At 75.0% G+C, this 16,689-nt stretch carries 17 protein-coding genes; 10 read left to right on the top strand and 7 right to left on the bottom strand.

Annotated features, from left to right (window positions below; genetic code table 11):
• The first annotated feature begins 187 nt into the window (after positions 1-187).
• Genes purS through BMZ33_RS21935 form a run of 4 tightly spaced genes read left to right on the top strand, consistent with a single transcriptional unit; the run spans position 188 to position 4,678 of the window.
• On the top strand, positions 188-1,327 hold the full coding sequence (purS, locus tag BMZ33_RS24775) for a phosphoribosylformylglycinamidine synthase subunit PurS (protein ID WP_091116763.1): 1,140 nt from the start codon (positions 188-190) through the stop codon (positions 1,325-1,327).
• An 11-nt stretch (positions 1,328-1,338) separates the two neighbouring features.
• Positions 1,339-2,010, top strand: a complete 672-nt coding sequence (gene purQ / locus BMZ33_RS21945; protein ID WP_091116760.1) for a phosphoribosylformylglycinamidine synthase subunit PurQ — start codon at positions 1,339-1,341, stop codon at positions 2,008-2,010.
• Positions 2,007-4,295: a phosphoribosylformylglycinamidine synthase subunit PurL gene (gene purL, locus BMZ33_RS21940; RefSeq protein ID WP_091116758.1), complete on the top strand. Its 2,289-nt coding sequence runs from the start codon at positions 2,007-2,009 to the stop codon at positions 4,293-4,295. Before purQ ends, purL begins: the two co-directional genes overlap by 4 nt.
• Positions 4,295-4,678, top strand: coding sequence for a sterol carrier family protein (locus BMZ33_RS21935; RefSeq protein ID WP_091116753.1), 384 nt, complete (start codon positions 4,295-4,297; stop codon positions 4,676-4,678). The genes purL and BMZ33_RS21935 overlap by 1 nt, the downstream gene beginning before the upstream one ends.
• Positions 4,679-4,747: 69 nt before the next feature.
• Here BMZ33_RS21935 and BMZ33_RS23600 read toward each other — a convergent pair whose 3' ends face one another.
• Positions 4,748-4,894: an MFS transporter small subunit gene (locus BMZ33_RS23600; protein WP_169064708.1), complete on the bottom strand. Its 147-nt coding sequence runs from the start codon at positions 4,892-4,894 to the stop codon at positions 4,748-4,750.
• Positions 4,891-6,309, bottom strand: a complete 1,419-nt coding sequence (locus BMZ33_RS21930; protein ID WP_169064707.1) for an OFA family MFS transporter — start codon at positions 6,307-6,309, stop codon at positions 4,891-4,893. Before BMZ33_RS21930 ends, BMZ33_RS23600 begins: the two co-directional genes overlap by 4 nt.
• Before the next feature lie 185 nt (positions 6,310-6,494).
• On the opposite strand from BMZ33_RS21930, the gene BMZ33_RS21925 reads away from it, so the two are divergent.
• Complete coding sequence (locus BMZ33_RS21925; RefSeq protein WP_091116745.1) at positions 6,495-7,580, top strand: S-(hydroxymethyl)mycothiol dehydrogenase; 1,086 nt, start codon at positions 6,495-6,497, stop codon at positions 7,578-7,580.
• Complete coding sequence (locus tag BMZ33_RS21920) at positions 7,580-8,188, top strand: MBL fold metallo-hydrolase (RefSeq protein WP_169064706.1); 609 nt, start codon at positions 7,580-7,582, stop codon at positions 8,186-8,188. Before BMZ33_RS21925 ends, BMZ33_RS21920 begins: the two co-directional genes overlap by 1 nt.
• A gap of 11 nt (positions 8,189-8,199) precedes the next feature.
• Here BMZ33_RS21920 and BMZ33_RS21915 read toward each other — a convergent pair whose 3' ends face one another.
• Positions 8,200-8,505: a hypothetical protein gene (locus BMZ33_RS21915; RefSeq protein WP_091116742.1), complete on the bottom strand. Its 306-nt coding sequence runs from the start codon at positions 8,503-8,505 to the stop codon at positions 8,200-8,202.
• Between the two features lie 140 nt (positions 8,506-8,645).
• Between BMZ33_RS21915 and purF the strand changes: the two genes are divergently transcribed.
• Positions 8,646-10,214 (top strand): amidophosphoribosyltransferase, encoded by a 1,569-nt coding sequence (gene purF, locus BMZ33_RS21910; RefSeq protein WP_091116740.1) that lies wholly within the window; start codon positions 8,646-8,648, stop codon positions 10,212-10,214.
• Positions 10,211-11,275, top strand: coding sequence for a phosphoribosylformylglycinamidine cyclo-ligase (gene purM, locus BMZ33_RS21905; protein ID WP_091116737.1), 1,065 nt, complete (start codon positions 10,211-10,213; stop codon positions 11,273-11,275). The genes purF and purM overlap by 4 nt, the downstream gene beginning before the upstream one ends.
• A gap of 209 nt (positions 11,276-11,484) precedes the next feature.
• Here purM and BMZ33_RS21900 read toward each other — a convergent pair whose 3' ends face one another.
• Positions 11,485-11,697, bottom strand: coding sequence for a DUF3073 domain-containing protein (locus tag BMZ33_RS21900; protein ID WP_091116733.1), 213 nt, complete (start codon positions 11,695-11,697; stop codon positions 11,485-11,487).
• A gap of 185 nt (positions 11,698-11,882) precedes the next feature.
• Positions 11,883-12,950, bottom strand: a complete 1,068-nt coding sequence (locus tag BMZ33_RS21895; protein WP_169064704.1) for a Glu/Leu/Phe/Val family dehydrogenase — start codon at positions 12,948-12,950, stop codon at positions 11,883-11,885.
• Between the two features lie 224 nt (positions 12,951-13,174).
• Here BMZ33_RS21895 and BMZ33_RS21890 point away from each other — a divergent pair, with 224 nt between their 5' ends.
• Positions 13,175-14,581, top strand: a complete 1,407-nt coding sequence (locus BMZ33_RS21890) for a peptidoglycan DD-metalloendopeptidase family protein (protein ID WP_091116726.1) — start codon at positions 13,175-13,177, stop codon at positions 14,579-14,581.
• 58 nt (positions 14,582-14,639) lie between these two features.
• Here the strand turns inward: BMZ33_RS21890 and BMZ33_RS21885 are convergent, their stop codons facing one another.
• Positions 14,640-15,176: a hypothetical protein gene (locus BMZ33_RS21885; RefSeq protein ID WP_136697388.1), complete on the bottom strand. Its 537-nt coding sequence runs from the start codon at positions 15,174-15,176 to the stop codon at positions 14,640-14,642.
• A 59-nt stretch (positions 15,177-15,235) separates the two neighbouring features.
• Positions 15,236-15,763, bottom strand: coding sequence for a hypothetical protein (locus BMZ33_RS21880; RefSeq protein WP_136697387.1), 528 nt, complete (start codon positions 15,761-15,763; stop codon positions 15,236-15,238).
• Between the two features lie 59 nt (positions 15,764-15,822).
• Between BMZ33_RS21880 and BMZ33_RS21875 the strand changes: the two genes are divergently transcribed.
• A complete protein-coding gene (locus tag BMZ33_RS21875; protein ID WP_091116715.1) occupies positions 15,823-16,689 on the top strand; it encodes an MBL fold metallo-hydrolase in 867 nt (288 codons plus the stop codon).

Here is a 16,689-nt window from a genome sequence, read left to right as displayed (position 1 = left end):
GCCCCGTGAAAGGCCCCACTGTGCAGATCTCGCGGCTGGTTGTGGACAGCGCCGGCGAGGATGGGGGTGCACCGGCCAGGGTGCTCCGGTGCCCGCCCGCCCCACTCGGACCCGCCTGACCGGACCCGCGACCCGGGCGACCGCGCGAGCAGCCGGCATCCCGCTCACCCAGTTGCGTCACCGTGACGTGGTCCGCTCGTCCCGCGACACCTACCTGCCCCGCGCGGTGGCCGGCGTCCTGGCTGCGCGGATCGAGGCGGTCCTGATGACCGCACCCGAGCAGGCGGTGGTCAGTCACGCGACCGCTGCAGAGCTGTGGGCGCTGGCGGTCCCGCTGCGGCGGGAGGACCTGCGCGTCCACCTGACCGTTGCCACGGGGTCGGCCGTCCGCGGACGCCGTGACCGGGTCGTCCACCGCACACCCCTGGGCGACGGCGACACGACGACCCGGGACGGCGTCCGGGTGACCACGCCGCGGCGGACGTGGCGCGACCTGGCGGCGGTGCTCGAACCGGCTGCGCTCCTCGCCGTCACCGACCAGGTGCTCGCCCGCTGGTGCAGCCGCCCGGACCTCCAGGCCGAAGTGGACCACCGACCGACCGGCCGGGGCTCGGCGCGGGCGCGGGCCGTGCTGCCCGTGGCTGATCCGCGCGCGGAGTCGCCGATGGAGTCGGTCCTGCGGTGGCTGGCCCACGAGGCGGGGCTGCCTGCGCCGGAGCCGCAGCACGTGGTCCGCGACGGTGCCGGTGGGTTCCTCGGCCGCGCCGACCTCGCCTGGCCCGACCGCAGGCTGCTCGTGGAGTTCGACGGCGACGGGCACCGTGAGCGGGACGTCTTCGTCGACGACCTGCGCCGGCAGAACCGGCTGGTCAGCGCCGGGTGGACGGTCCTCCGGTCCACCTCGGCCGACGTCCTCGGCCGACCGCAGGAGGTGGTCGGGGAGATCCGCCGGGCCCTCGCTCGACGAGATCTGCACACCGGCGGCCCGCCCGGCGCCGAGGACGACCACTGTGCAGATCCCGCGCTGGGGACGGGGACGGACGCGCGGCGGGAGGTGACCCCGGCCACCCCGGTACGCTGGGGAACCGTGCCGCAGGTGGTCGTCGACGTCGTCCTCAAGCCGGAGATCTCCGACCCCCAGGGGCAGGCGGTGCTCGGCGCGCTCGGCCGGCTGGGCCACACCCAGGTGACCGGCGTCCGCCAGGGCAAGCACTTCGTCCTCGACGTGGAGGGCACCGTCGACGAGGCCGACCTCAAGCAGATCGCCGAGACGCTGCTGGCCAACCCGGTCATCGAGGACGTCGAGCTGCACCTCCCCACTGACTGAGAAGGACCCCCGTGCGCATCGGTGTCATCACCTTCCCGGGCTCCCTGGACGACGTCGACGCCGCCCGCGCGGTGCGGCTGGCGGGCGGTGAGCCGGTCAGCCTCTGGCACGCGTCGCACGACCTCGCCGGCGTCGACGCCGTCGTCCTGCCCGGTGGCTTCTCCTACGGCGACTACCTGCGCGCCGGCGCCATCGCCGCCCGGGCGCCGCTGATGCGGGACGTCGTCGACCGGGCCCGTCAGGGCATGCCGGTGCTGGGCATCTGCAACGGCTTCCAGGTGCTGTGCGAGGCCGGGCTGCTCCCCGGCGCGCTCACCCGCAACAGCCACCTGCACTTCCGCAACCGCGACCAGCGGCTGCGCATCGAGCGGGCCGACACCGCGTGGACGTCGGCCTACGCCGAGGCCCAGGAGATCGTCGTCCCGGTGAAGAACGGCGAGGGCCGCTACGTCGCGTCGCCGGCCGAGCTCGAGCGGCTGGAGGGCGAGGGGCGGGTCGCCGTCCGCTACGTCGGCGGCAACCCCAACGGCAGCCTGGGCGACGTCGCCGGCGTCACCAGCGAGGACGGCCGGGTGGTCGGGCTCATGCCGCACCCCGAGCACGCCGTCGAGGACCTCACCGGGCCGAGCACCGACGGCCTGGGTTTCTTCACCAGCGTCCTGAAGGCAGCCGTCTCCGCATGAGCCAGATCGACACCGTCGAGGTCGCCGCGAAGACCCCCGACGACGAGCAGCCGTGGGCCGAGCTGGGGCTCGAGAGCGACGAGTACGCCCGCATCCGCGACATCCTCGGCCGCCGGCCCACCACCGCCGAGCTGGCCATGTACTCGGTGATGTGGAGCGAGCACTGCTCCTACAAGAGCTCGAAGGTGCACCTGCGGCAGTTCGGCGACCTGCCGCGCAGCGAGGCCCTGCTGGTCGGGATCGGCGAGAACGCCGGGGTGGTCGACGTCGGGGACGGCTACGCGGTCACCTTCAAGGTCGAGTCGCACAACCACCCGAGCTACGTCGAGCCCTACCAGGGCGCGGCCACCGGCGTCGGCGGCATCGTCCGCGACATCCTCACCATGGGCGCCCGACCGGTCGCCGTCATGGACTCGCTGCGCTTCGGCCGCGCCGACGCCCCCGACACCGCCCGCGTGCTGCCCGGCGTGGTCGCCGGCGTCGGCGGCTACGGCAACTGCCTGGGCCTGCCCAACATCGGCGGCGAGCTGCTCTTCGACGAGTGCTACGCCGGCAACCCGCTGGTCAACGCGCTGTGCGTCGGCGTCATGAGGCACGAGGACGTGCGGCTGGCCAGGGCCGAGGGCGTGGGCAACAAGGTCGTGCTGTTCGGCGCACGGACCGGCGGCGACGGCATCGGCGGGGTGTCGGTGCTGGCGTCGGAGACCTTCGACGAGCACGGCCCGGCCAAGCGCCCGAGCGTGCAGGTCGGCGACCCGTTCACCGAGAAGCTGCTCATCGAGGCCTGCCTGGAGATCTTCGCCGCCGACCTGGTCACCGGGATCCAGGACCTCGGCGGCGCCGGGCTGTCCTGCGCCACCTCCGAGCTGGCCAGCGCCGGCACCGGCGGCATGCACGTCGACCTCGACCGGGTCCCGCTGCGCGACAGCACCCTGACGCCGGCCGAGATCCTGATGAGCGAGTCGCAGGAGCGCATGTGCGCGATCGTCGAGCCGGCGAAGGTGGCCGACTTCCTCGCCGTCTGCGAGAAGTGGGACGTGCTGGCCACCGTCATCGGCGAGGTCACCGACGGCGACCGGCTCACCGTCGACTGGCACGGTCAGCGGATCGTCGACGTCCCGCCGCGCACCGTCGCCCACGAGGGCCCGGTCTACGAGCGCCCGCTGCGGCGCCCCGCCGACCTCGACGACCTGCGGGCCGACGACCCGGCCGCGCTGCCCCGCCCGGAGACGCCGGAGGAGCTCACCGCGCACTGGCTGGCCGTGCTCGCCAGCCCCGACGGTGCGGACAAGACCTGGGTCACCGAGCAGTACGACCGCTACGTCCGCGGCAACACGGTGCTCGCCCAGCCCGACGACGCCGGCGTGGTGCGCATCGACGAGGACACCCACCGCGGCATCGCGCTCGCCCTCGACGGCAACGCCCGCTTCGCGCGGCTGGACCCCTACGCCGGCGCACAGCTCAACCTCGCCGAGGCCTACCGCAACGTGGCGGTCAGCGGCGCCCGGCCGCTGGCGGTCACCAACTGCCTGAACTTCGGCTCCCCGGAGGAGCCCGAGGTGATGTGGCAGTTCGCCGAGGCCGTCCGCGGCCTGGCCGACGCCTGCCGCGACCTCGGCCTGCCGGTCACCGGCGGCAACGTCAGCCTCTACAACCAGACCGGCGACGTGGCGATCAACCCCACCCCGGTCATCGGCGTCCTGGGCGTGCACGACGACGTCCGCACGCGCGTGCCCACCGGCTGGCGCGCCGAGGGCGAGACCGTGCTGCTGCTCGGGGAGACCCGGCCGGAGTTCGGCGGGTCGGCGTGGGCGTCGGTCGTGCACGGCCACCTCGGCGGCCGCCCGCCCGCGGTGGACCTGGCGGCCGAGCGCGCGCTGGGCGAGCTGCTCGGCGCCCTGGGCCGGGAGGGCCTGGTCGGCTCCGCCCACGACCTCGCCGACGGCGGCCTCGCGCAGGCGCTGGCCGAGTCCGCGCTGCGCTACGGCACGGGCGCCACGCTGCGGGTGGGGGACGACCCGTTCACCGCGCTGTTCAGCGAGTCCGGTGCCCGCGCCGTCGTCACCACGACCGACCCGGAGGCGGTGCGGACGACGGCCGAGTGGGCCGGCGTCGCGGTCACCGAGCTGGGGACGACGGGCGGGGACGTGCTCGCCGTCGAGGGCGTCGGCGAGCTGCCGCTGGACGGGCTGCGCGCCGCGTGGACGGCGACCCTCCCGGCGCTGTTCGGCACGCCGGAGGCCACCGTGGGCACCGTCCCGGCGGGCGCCGTCCCGAGCAGCTGATGCCCGCGCCGCAGCCGATCCCGGCCGAGGAGCTGCGCGCCGCCGTCGACGCCGTCCGCCCGTGGCTGGCCGGCGAGGCCGGGCAGCCGCCGCGGTCGGTGCTCGGTGCGGCGGTGAGGACGAGCGCCCGCTGGCTGGCCCAGCAGGTGCCCGGCCGGTCGGTGGAGCTGCGGGTGCCCCCGCACGTCGCCGTCCAGCTGGTCCCCGGGCCGCGGCACACCCGCGGCACCCCGCCCAACGTGGTGGAGACCGACGCGGCCACCTGGCTGCGGCTGGCGACCGGGGAGCTCACGTGGGCCGACGCGGTGGCCGGCGGCGCGGTCAGTGCGAGCGGCAACCGCGCCGACCTGTCCGGGCACCTGCCGCTGCGCCCGCTGCGCTGAGGGGGCCCCGGACGGCACAGCGCCCCGTCCGGCCGGCGGACGGGGCGCTGTGCGGGGTGGAGCGGGGGGTCAGCCGCCGAAGAGGGCGCCGGCTGCCTTCACCGTGTTGTACAGCCCGTAGGCCAGCGGCACCCCGACGAGGGTCCACGCGAAGGCGATGAAGGCGACCGGGGTGGTCGAGCGCTGACCGTGGTGGTCGCTGGAGGTGTGGCTCATCGGACGGGGCTCCGTTCGGCGTCGGCACGGGCGGTGGCGGGGGTGACGGCCTTCGGCTCCCAGAACTTCTCCGCGACCGGCTTGATCAGCAGGTTGGCGACGAAGCCGACCGCCAGGAGGCCGACCATGATGAACAGCGCCGGGCGGTAGTTCGCCGCGACCAGCTGCCCCGGGGTGCCCTGGGTGTCCAGCACGCCGTTGACGATCAGCGGCCCGGCCACACCGGCGGCCGCCCAGGCGGTCAGCAGCCGGCCGTGGATGGCGCCCACCTGGTAGGTGCCGAAGAGGTCGCGCAGGTAGGCCGGGACCGTGGCGAAGCCACCGCCGTAGAAGCTGATGATGATGGCGGCGGTGAGCACGAAGACCCAGGTCGCCGAGCTGCCGAAGAGGGCCAGGATGACGTACAGGATGATCCCGACGCCCAGGTAGACCATGTAGATCGGCTTGCGCCCGATGAAGTCCGACGTCGTGGACCAGGCGAACCGGCCGGCCATGTTGAACAGCGAGAGGAGGCCGACGAAGCCGGCGGCGGTGGCGGCGGCCACCGTGGAGGTCTCCCCGGTGCGGAAGAAGTCCTGGATCATCGGCGCGGCCTGCTCGAGGATGCCGATGCCCGCGGTGACGTTGCAGAAGAGCACCGTCCACAGCAGCCAGAACTGCGGGGTCTTGATGGCGTTGTTCGCCGAGACGTTCTCGGTGGTGACCAGCGCCTTCTTCTTGACCGAGGCCGGGTCGAAGCCGGCCGGCTTCCAGTCGTCGGCCGGCACCCGGACGATGAACGCGCCGAACATCATGAAGACCGCGTACAGCGCGGCGAGCGTGAAGAAGAGGGCCGCGACGGCGTCGCCGTTCGGCGTGGTGCCGGCGACGGAGGGGTCGTAGGCCGGGTCGTACCAGCTCATCAGCTGCCGGGACAGCGGCGAGGCGACCAGCGCACCGCCGCCGAAGCCCATGATGGCCATGCCGGTGGCCAGGCCGGGCCGGTCGGGGAACCACTTGATCAGCGTCGAGACCGGCGAGATGTAGCCGATGCCCAGGCCGATGCCGCCGATGACGCCGTAACCGAGGTAGACCAGCCACAGCTGGCGGGTCTCGATCCCCAGCCCGCCGACGAGGAAGCCGGACACCCAGAAGACGGCGGAGGTGAACATCGCCGCCCGCGGGCCGTTCCTGTCCACCCACGTGCCGAAGAGGGCCGCCGAGAGCCCCAGCATCACGATGGCGATCGAGAAGATGATCCCGATGGCGGTCAGGGTCGTGTCGAAGTGCGTGACGAGGGAGGCCTTGTAGACGCTCGTGGCGTAGGCCTGGCCGATGCACAGGTGCACGGCGAGGGCGGCCGGCGGGATGAGCCAGCGATTGAAGCCGGGGCGGGCGACGATGCGCTCCCGCTGCAGGAACCCGGGTAGCGCCACGGGCTGACCTCCGCTCGGTCGGGCGCACGGGGCACCCTCGGACACACGTGTGACGGACGTTACGGCCGGGACCGGGAACCCGCGCGTCAGGCAGGTGACCCCGGGACGGCCGCCCTGCATCGTTGCCCGCCATGGGATGACGGGCAACTCGGACCCGCGGATCGGGTGACCCCTACGCTCCGGGCATGGCCTACGAGGTGAGGGGCGTCGTCGCCCGCGGCAAGGGAGCACCGGTCGGCGTGGAGACGGTCCTGGTACCCGATCCAGGGCCCGGTGAGGCGATCGTCGACGTGCAGGCGTGCGGGGTGTGCCACACCGACCTGCACTACCGCGAGGGCGGCATCAACGACGACTTCCCGTTCCTGCTCGGCCACGAGGCCGCCGGGACCGTGGCCGCCGTGGGCGAGGGCGTCACCAACGTGGCCGTCGGCGACTTCGTGGTGCTCAACTGGCGGGCGGTGTGCGGGCAGTGCCGGGCCTGCCTCAAGGGGCAGCTGCACTACTGCTTCGACACGCACAACGCCGCGCAGAGGATGACGCTGGCCGACGGCACCGAGCTGTCCCCGGCGCTCGGGATCGGCGCGTTCGTGGAGAAGACGCTGGTCCACTCCGGCCAGTGCACCAAGGTCGACCCGCAGACGCCGGCGACCGCCGCCGGGCTGCTCGGCTGCGGCGTGATGGCCGGCGTGGGTGCGGCGATCAACACCGGCGGCGTGCAGCGCGGCGAGTCGGTGGCGGTGTTCGGCTGCGGCGGCGTCGGCGACGCCGCGATCGCCGGGGCGAGGCTGGCCGGGGCCACCACGATCGTCGCCGTCGACGTCGACGACCGGAAGCTGGAGTGGGCGCGGCAGTTCGGCGCCACGCACACCGTGAACTCGCGGCAGACGGACGCCGTGGAGGCGATCAAGGGGTACACGGGCGGGTTCGGGGTCGACGTCGCGATCGACGCCGTCGGCCGCCCGGAGGTGTTCGAGCAGGCCTTCTACGCCCGCGACCTGGCCGGCCGGGTCGTGCTGGTCGGCGTGCCCACCCCCGACATGCAGCTGACGCTGCCGATGATCGAGCTCTTCGGCCGCGGCGGGGCGATCAAGTCCTCCTGGTACGGCGACTGCCTGCCCTCCCGGGACTTCCCGATGCTCGCCGACCTGCACCGGCAGGGCCGCTTCCCCCTGGCCGACTTCGTCACCGAGACCATCGGCCTCGACGACGTGGAGGCCGCGTTCGACAAGATGCACTCCGGCGAGGTCCTGCGCAGCGTGGTCGTCCTCTGATGGCCGCCCGCATCGACAAGGCCGTCATCAGTGGCGTGTTCTCCCTGGACGGGCAGGACTTCGACGTCGACAACAACGTCTGGCTCGTCGGCGACGACGACGACGTGCTCGTCATCGACGCCCCGCACCGCGCCGACCCGATCCTCGAGGCCATCGGCGGGCGGCGGGTGACGGCGATCGTGCTCACCCACGGGCACAACGACCACATCACCGCCGCGGTCGACCTGCGCGCGGCCACCGGCGCGCCGATCTGGTTCCACCCCGCCGACCGGATGCTGTGGGACGTGGTGCACCCGGACGCGAGCCCGGACGAGGCGCTGGCCGAGGGCACCCGGTTCCGGGTCGCCGGCACGTCGCTGACCGCGCTGCACACCCCGGGTCACAGCCCGGGCAGCACCTGCCTGCACGCACCCGACCTGGCCGCCGTCTTCACCGGCGACACCCTCTTCCACGGCGGGCCCGGCGCGACGGGGCGCAGCTTCAGCGACCACCCGACCATCGTGCGGTCGATCCGCGGCAAGCTGCTGAGCCTGCACGGCGACACGGTGGTGCACACCGGCCACGGCGAGGACACCCGCATCTCCGCGGAGATCAGCACCGTCCGGTGAATCGGCCGGGCTCAGTCCCGGCCGGCGTCGTCCTCGGGCCGCGGCTCCTGCACCGTCGTCCGCTCCAGGCGCTGGCGGATCGCCGCGACGTTGAGCGCGAGGTCCTCGAGCGCCTCGACGGCGCGCGTGGCCAGCGCGAACGTGAGGTTCTCGCGCCGCTCCTCCGGGCTGGGCTCGCGACGGCGCTCCCGCGTCGCCCGCGCCCACGGGTCGTCGTCGCGCGTGTCGTCCGCACCGCGCGGCTGGTCGAACAGCCCGCGCAGGATGCGCTGGGCCATCTCCAGGAACTCCTGGGGGTCGGGCCGGTCGCTGGGCATGTCGGCTCCTCTCGGTGTACGGATGCGCAACGCCCGTACCCCGGCCCGGGTTCCGGCAGGCGTGGGGACCGCTCGGGAACGACGGGCCGGGGTGTCGGGCGCCACCCCGGCCGGCCGCGCCGCGCCGGTAGGCTCGGGGGGTGCCTCGCGGTGACGGACGGCTGACGCACGCCCTCGACCCCTCTGTTCCCGGCCCCCAGGACGCCTGCGGCGTCTTCGGTGTCTGGGCGCCGGGGGAGGAGGTCGCGAAGCTGACCTACTTCGGCCTGTACGCCCTCCAGCACCGCGGTCAGGAGGCGGCCGGGATCGCGGTGTCCGACGGCGCCTCGGTGGTGGTCTACAAGGACCTCGGCCTGGTCAGCCAGGTGTTCGACGAGTCGACGCTGGGCAGCCTGCGCGGCCACCTCGCCGTCGGCCACACCCGCTACTCGACGACCGGCTCCTCCACGTGGGAGAACGCCCAGCCGACGTTCCGGACCACCGACGCCGGCACCGGGCTGGCGCTGTGCCACAACGGCAACCTGGTGAACACCGCCGAGCTGGCCGGCCGGGCCGCCGACGCCGGCGTCCCCGGTGCCTTCAGCGCGAGCACCGACTCCGACCTGGTCACGTCGCTGATCGCCGCGCGGCCGGACATGAGCGTCGAGGCGGCGGCCATGGAGGTGCTGCCGCAGCTGCGCGGCGCCTTCAGCCTCACGTTCATGGACGAGGACACGCTCTACGCCGCCCGCGACCCGCAGGGCGTGCGGCCGCTGGTCCTCGGCCGGCTCGAGCGGGGGTGGGTCGTGGCCAGCGAGACCGCGGCGCTGGACATCGTCGGCGCCTCCGTCGTCCGCGAGGTCGAGCCCGGCGAGCTGCTGGCCATCGACGAGAACGGCCTGCGCAGCCAGCACTTCGCCGCCGCGGAGCCCAAGGGCTGCGTGTTCGAGTACGTCTACCTCGCCCGGCCCGACACCACGATCGGCGGCCGCGGGGTGCACGCCGCCCGCGTCGAGATCGGGCGGCGGCTGGCCAGGGAGCACCCCGCCGACGCCGACCTGGTCATCCCGGTGCCCGAGTCCGGCACCCCGGCCGCGGTGGGCTACGCCGAGGCCAGCGGCATCCCCTACGGCCTGGGCCTGGTCAAGAACTCCTACGTCGGGCGCACCTTCATCCAGCCCTCGCAGACGATCCGGCAGCTGGGCATCCGGCTCAAGCTCAACCCGCTGCGCGACGTCATCCGCGGCAAGCGGCTGGTCGTCGTCGACGACTCGATCGTGCGCGGCAACACCCAGCGCGCGCTGATCCGGATGCTGCGCGAGGCCGGCGCGGTCGAGGTGCACGTGCGCATCTCCTCACCCCCGGTGAAGTGGCCGTGCTTCTACGGCATCGACTTCGCCAGCCGCGCCGAGCTGATCGCCAACGGCCTCGACGTCGACGGTGTGCGCGCCTCGATCAACGCCGACTCCCTCGCCTACGTCTCCGAGCAGGGGCTGATCGCGGCCACCGAGCAGCCGGCCAGCCGGCTGTGCACCGCGTGCTTCACCGGGGAGTACCCGATCGCGCTCGGCGACTCCGGGGTGCTGGGCAAGCACCTGCTCGAGGGGATCGGCCGCACGCCGATGCCGAAGATGTCGGAGGCCGAGCGGGCGGTCAGCGGCTGGACCGGGCAGCAGGCCGGCAGCCCCTCGGTGCCCGGCGGCGCGGACGACGCGCTCCGCCGTCCGTGAGCCGTACGCCCGAGGAGGGCGGGTTCACCTACGCGGCGTCCGGCGTCGACATCGACGCCGGGGAGCGGGCCGTCACGCTGATGCGGACGGCGGTCGAGCGCACGCGGCGGCCCGAGGTGGTCGGCGGCCTCGGCGGGTTCGCCGGGCTGTTCGCGCTGGACACCGCCCGGTACCGGCGGCCGCTGCTGGCCAGCTCCACCGACGGCGTCGGCACCAAGATCGCGCTCGCCCGCGCGCTGGACCGGCACGACACGGTGGGCATCGACCTGGTCGCGATGGTCGTCGACGACCTGGTGGCCTGCGGCGCCGAGCCGCTGTTCCTGCAGGACTACGTGGCCTGCGGGAAGGTCGTCCCCGAGCGCATCGCGGCGGTCGTCACCGGCATCGCGGCCGGCTGCGAGCAGGCCGGTGCCTCGCTGGTGGGCGGGGAGACCGCGGAGCACGGCGACCTCATGGACGCCGACGAGTACGACCTGGCCGCCACCGCGGTGGGCGTGGTCGAGGCCGATGCGGTGCTCGGCCCCGAGCGGGTCCGCGACGGGGATGTCGTCGTCGCGATGGCCTCGAGCGGGTTCCACTCCAACGGCTACTCGCTGGTGCGCCGCGTGGTCTCGGCCGCCGGGCTGGACCTCGCCGCCACCCCGGCCGGGCTGGACCGGCCGCTGGGCGACGTCCTGCTCGAGCCCACCCGCGTCTACGCGCTGGACTGCCTGGCGCTGCTGGCCGAGCTCGGTGTGGACGGCGTCCACGCCCTCGCGCACATCACCGGGGGCGGTCTGGCCGGCAACACCGCGCGGGTGGTCCCCGCGGGCCTGGAGGCCGTGCTCGACCGCGGCACCTGGGCCCTGCCGGCGGCGGTGCACCTGCTCGAGGAGCACGGCGTGCCGCGGGCGGAGTCCGAGCGGGCGTTCAACTGCGGCGTCGGCATGGTCGCCGTCGTCGCGGCCGAGGCCGGCGACCGGGCGGTCGCGCTGCTCACCGCCCGCGGGGTGCCCGCGTGGGTCGCCGGCACGGTCGGCACCGGGGGCACCGGCGCGCGCCTGGTGGGCTCCTACCGCTGAGCGGTGCCCGCGCCGTGATCAGGTGACCTGGTCCCGGCGCATCTCACCGGACCGTGGACGGTGAGGGAGGACGCGCTGCGGTGAGGGAGGACGCACCGCGGCGCGACAGGGCGGACCTGCCCGGCCGCGGACACGCCGCACCGCGCCGTCGTCCCCCGGGAGGGACGACGGCGCGGTGTCGGGCAGGGACCGCTGCGCTGGCACGCAGGTCAGCGACTGGCGGCCCAGTCGTCGTCGTCGTCCGCCCAGCGGTCGGTGTACTCGTCGTCGTCCTCGTCGTCGTCCTTGGCCGCCGGAGCGGTGTACGTCGACGGCGACCCGGCCAGCTCGCGCTGAAGCGCGGAGAGGTCGGTGTTGGGTGAGCTGTACTTGAGCTCACGGGCCACGCGAGTCTGCTTGGCCTTCGCTCGGCCGCGCCCCATCGGCTCGACCCCCTCATAACGGAGAACGGGAGCCCAGCTCACGGGCTGGACGGCCCGCGTGGCGACCCCGACTGAGTGACTGTGTCTGGACTGAGCTTACGACACGGATCCACGGCGGGCACGGGTCCTCCCCCTCACGGTCCCCCGACCGTGGTGGTGGTCACGGCCCGGGGCGCCCCACCGCCTCAGCGGGGCAGGCGGATGGTGGCCAGCCGCCCGACCGCGGCGATGCGCTGCTCGGCCAGCCGGTCGGCGGCCACGGCGGGGGAGACCCCCTCGGCCGCGGCCGTCTCGAACACCCGCAGCGCGGTGTCGTAGATGCCCGCGGCCTTGGCCTCGGCCCGCGCGAAGGAGAAGCCGTGCCGCTCGTCCTCGACCTGGATCACGCCGCCGGCGTTGACCAGGTAGTCGGGGGCGTAGAGGACGCCGCGGGCCACCAGCTCGTCGGCGATGGCCTCGTGGGCGAGCTGGTTGTTCGCCCCGCCGCACACCACCTCGGCCTGCAGCACGTCGACGGTCTCGTCGTCCAGCGCGCCGCCGAGGGCGCACGGCGCGTAGACGTCGGCCGGCGTGCGCACCAGCGTCGCGGTGTCGGTGGCGGCGTCGACGCCGGGGTGGCGGGCCAGCACGCGCTCGACGGCGGCCTGGTCGACGTCGGTGACCACCACGTCGGCGCCGTCGGCCACCAGCCGGTCGACCAGCCAGCTGCCCACCTTGCCCACCCCGGCGACGGCCACGGTCCGCCCGGCCAGGGTGGGGGAGCCCCAGCGGTGCTGCGCGGCTGCCCGCATGCCCTGGAACACGCCGAAGGCGGTGAGCACCGAGGAGTCGCCGCACCCGCCGAGCACCTCGGAGCGGCCGTGGGCGAAGCGGGTCTCGCGCGCGACGACGTCGAGGTCGGCGTTGGTGGTGCCGACGTCGCAGGCGGTCAGGTAGCGCCCGCCCAGCGACTCGACGAACCGGCCGTAGGCGCGCAGCAGCGGCTCGGTCTTGTCGGTGCGCGGGTCGCCGATGACGACGGCCTTGCCGCCACCGAGGTCGAGCCCGGCGAGGCTGTTCTTGTAGGACATCGCGCGGGCCAGCCGCAGCGCGTCGGCGACCGCGTCGTCCTCGCCGGCGTAGGGGTGGAACCGCGTGCCGCCGAGGGCGGGGCCCAGCGCCGTGGAGTGGACGGCGATCACCGCCCGCAGCCCCGACGCGGGGTCGGAGCAGAAGACGACCTGTTCGGCACCGGCTGCGAAGACGTCCACCACGGTCCCGGAGCCTAGACACGCGCCCGGGACGACCGTGACGTGGGAAACACCCGCGCAGCGCTCAAGGTCCTCCGTCGGGGTGACGACAAGAGATGTGACGGATGGGGGACCCGGGTCCCGTGGTCACGGTGTGACGACGGTGGTGCGTGTTGCTCCAGTGACAGCCCGTCACCGGTGCGATGCTGCGCCGGTCCCCGCCACCCCTCTTCCCCAGGGAGCGATCCATGTCGCAGGGCCGATCCGGCCGGCGCACGCCCGGCCCCGCCACCGCGGCCCACGGGCGGCGGGGCGTGCGCGGCGCACTCGTCGGCCTGCTCGCCGGTGCCCTGCTGGTGGGTGGCGCCGGTCCGGCGCTGGCCGCCCCCGCGCCTCCGGTCAACCCGAGCGACGAGCAGATCGCCGACGCGCAGGGCGCGCAGGACGCCGCCGCCGCGGAGGTCGGCCGGCTGCAGGCCGAACTGGCCGTCGCGCAGACCGAGCTCGAGCGCCTCGCCCTCCAGGCCGAGGCCGCCGGCACCGCCTACCTGGCCGCCGAGGAGGCCCTGACGCTGGCGCAGGCCGCCGCCGAGCAGGCCGCCGCCGACCTCGCGGCCGCCACCGGTGCCGTCGACGCCGCGCTCACCCGCATCGCCGGCTTCGCCCGCGACAGCTACGTCAACGGCGCCACCCTGACCACCGCCGCCGCGCTGCTCGACTCCGCCGGTCCCGGCGAGCTGGTCCAGCGGGCGGCGATGCTCGACTACGTCGCCTCCACGCAGGTCGACGTCCTCGACGAGCTCGAGGTCGCCCGGGTGCAGCAGGCCAACGCCGAGTCCGCCGCCCGCGTCACCCGCGACGAGATGGCCGCCGCCGAGGAGCAGGCCGCCGCCGCCAAGGATGCGGCCGACGCGCAGGTGGCCGTCCAGCAGGACGCCGTCGAGGCGGCCACCGCGCACAAGACCGACCTCGACGCCCAGCTGCAGGCCGCCCAGATCCAGCTGCTCGAGCTGCAGGGCGCCCGCGACGCCTACCAGGAGTGGCAGCGGCAGAAGGCCGCCGAGGAGGCCGCCGCCGCCGCGGCCGCCGCCCGCGCCGCCGAGGAGGCCGCCGCCGCCGCGGCCGCCGCCCGGGCCGCCGCCGCGAGCGCGTCGTCGTCCTCGGCCTCCTCGTCGTCGTCGTCCTCCTCGTCCTCCTCGTCGTCCTCGTCGGGCGGCTCCGGCTCCTCCGGGTCGGCGGCCGTCGGTGGCTACGGCTACGTCAAGCCCACCTCGGGCCGCACGTCGAGCTGCTACGGCTTCCGCTGGGGCACCCTGCACGGCGGCGTCGACATCGCCGCTCCCATCGGGACGCCGATCTACGCGGCCACCTCGGGCACCGTCGTCCGCACCGGCCCGGCCACCGGCTTCGGCCTGGCGGTCTACATCCGCGGCAACGACGGCGCGGTCACCGTCTACGGGCACGTCAACACCGAGTACGTCGAGACGGGTGAGCGGGTGGACGCCGGTGAGCTCATCGCCGAGGTCGGCAACCGCGGCCAGTCCACCGGCCCGCACCTGCACTTCGAGGTGCACCCGTCCGGGTCGATGTACGGCGGTCAGGTCGACCCGGTGCCGTGGCTGCGCGCCCGCGGCGTGAGCATCAGCGGCTGCTAGGCAGCCGGGACGACGACGGCGGCCCGCCACCCCCGGGAGGGGTGGCGGGCCGCCGTGTTCAGCTGGTGGGGGCGGCCGAGCCGCAGTTCTCCTGGCTGAACTGCTGCACGGCGGTGCCGTCGGGGCCGCCGGCGACCGCGAGGAACTCCTGCGCCGCGGCCTGCAGCTGCTGCTGGCCCTCCGGCGTGGTGGCGTCCACGGTGTTGGCGGTGTCGGAGAACGTCTGGACGGCGTCGCCGACGGTCTGCCAGGGGCCGGCGATCTCGGCCGGCGGCTGGACGGCGTCGAAGGCGCCCGCGGCCTGCTGGAGCAGGCCGGGCAGCTGCTCGGGGGTGGCTGCGCCCAGCTGGTTGCCGAGCTCCTCGAACTGGGCGGACTGGGTGCAGAACTGGGCGACGGCCGGGTCGTCGCTCGCCGAGCCGCTGCTCGCGCCGGTCGACGACGCGGCGCTGGAGCTGGTCTCGGCGCTGGTGACCTCCGCGGACTCCTCGGCCTGGGAGCCCTCGCCCCCGCCGCCGCAGGAGCCGGCGGTGAGCAGCAGGGCGCCGACCGCGGCGAGCAGCACGGGACGGGAGCGGGACCACACGGAGCGCATGCGCCGAGGCTAGCCGCCCCCGCGCACCCGGGCTTGCGGCCGGGACGGCGCCGGGCGGGTCAGGCGCCCGGGCAGTTGGCCGTCAGGTACTGCTCGACGTTGGTGCCCGAGGGCCCCTGGAAGGCCGTGATGAACTCCTGGCCGCGCTGCTGGAACTGCTGCTGCCCGTCCGGGGTGGCGAGGTCGACGCTGCCGGCGGTGTCGGCCCAGGTGCGCAGCGCGCCGCCGAGGACGCCCCAGTCGGTGGCGATCTCCTGCGGCGGGGTGGCCGACTCGAAGTCGGTGGCCGCCTGCTGCAGCACCGGCACGACCTCCTCCGGGGTGGTGCTCGACTGCGCGGTGCCGATCGTCGTCGCGAACTGCTCGGCCGCGGTGCAGAACTCGGCGACGGCCGGGTCGGCACCCGCCGAGCCGCTGCTCGCGCCGGTCGACGACGCGGCGCTGGAGCTGGTCCCGGCGCTGGTGACCTCCGCGGACTCCTCGGCCTGGGACCCCTCGCCCCCGCCGCCGCAGGAGCCGGCGGTGAGCAGGAAGGCGCCGACCGCGGCGAGCAGCACGGGACGGGACCGGGAGAACACGGAGCGCATGCGCCGAGGCTAGCCGCCGGGCGGGCGGCCCGCCCCGACGCGCGGCTACGGTGCCGGGTGTGCACGCCCCGGCCGACCCGCGCACCAGCTGGGCCCTGCCCGCCCCCGGCGAGATGGCGCGGACGGCGGAGCTCGAGCCGCTGGTCACGCGGGTGCTCGCGCCCAACCCGTCGGGGATGACCCTCGACGGCACCAACACCTACGTCGTCGGTGCGCCGGGCAGCGGGCAGGCGGTCCTGGTCGACCCCGGGCCCGACGACCCCGCCCACCTCGCCGCGGTCGAGCAGGCGCTGGCCGTCCGCGACGCGCGCTGCGTCGCCGTCCTCGTCACCCACCACCACGGCGACCACGCCGAGGCCGCGCAGCCGTGGGGCGCCCGCTTCGGCGCGCCGGTCGCGGCCGCCGACGCCGCCGTGGCCGGGTCGGGCGGGCGGGTGCTCGAGCCGGGGGAGCAGCTGCGGCTGGCCGGCACCGTGCTGGGCGTCGTCCCCACGCCCGGGCACACGCACGACCACCTCGCCTTCCGGCTGGAGTCGGGCGCGGTGCTCGTCGGCGACCACGTGCTGGGCCGCGGCACCTCGGTGGTCACCCACCCCGAGGGCGACGTGGTGGCCTACCTCGAGTCGCTGCGCCGGGTGCACGACCTCGGGCCGAGCGCGCTGTACTGCGGGCACGGCCCGGAGCTGACCGAGGACCCGACCGCCGTCCTCGACTTCTACCTGGCCCACCGCGCCTTCCGGGAGGCGCAGCTGCTCGCGGCGATGGTCCGCGGGGCCCGCACCGTCGACGCGCTGGTGGCCGACGTCTACGCGGCGGTGCCGCAGGACCTGTGGCCGGCCGCCGCCCAGTCCACCCGCGCCACGCTGGCCAAGCTCGCCGCCGAGGGGCACGTGCGACTCGACGGCGACCGGGTCGCGCTGCCGTGA

Origin of the sequence: Geodermatophilus dictyosporus (assembly GCF_900115505.1) — a bacterium.
GTDB lineage: Bacteria > Actinomycetota > Actinomycetes > Mycobacteriales > Geodermatophilaceae > Geodermatophilus > Geodermatophilus dictyosporus.
This window is presented reverse-complemented; position numbering and strand designations above follow the sequence as displayed.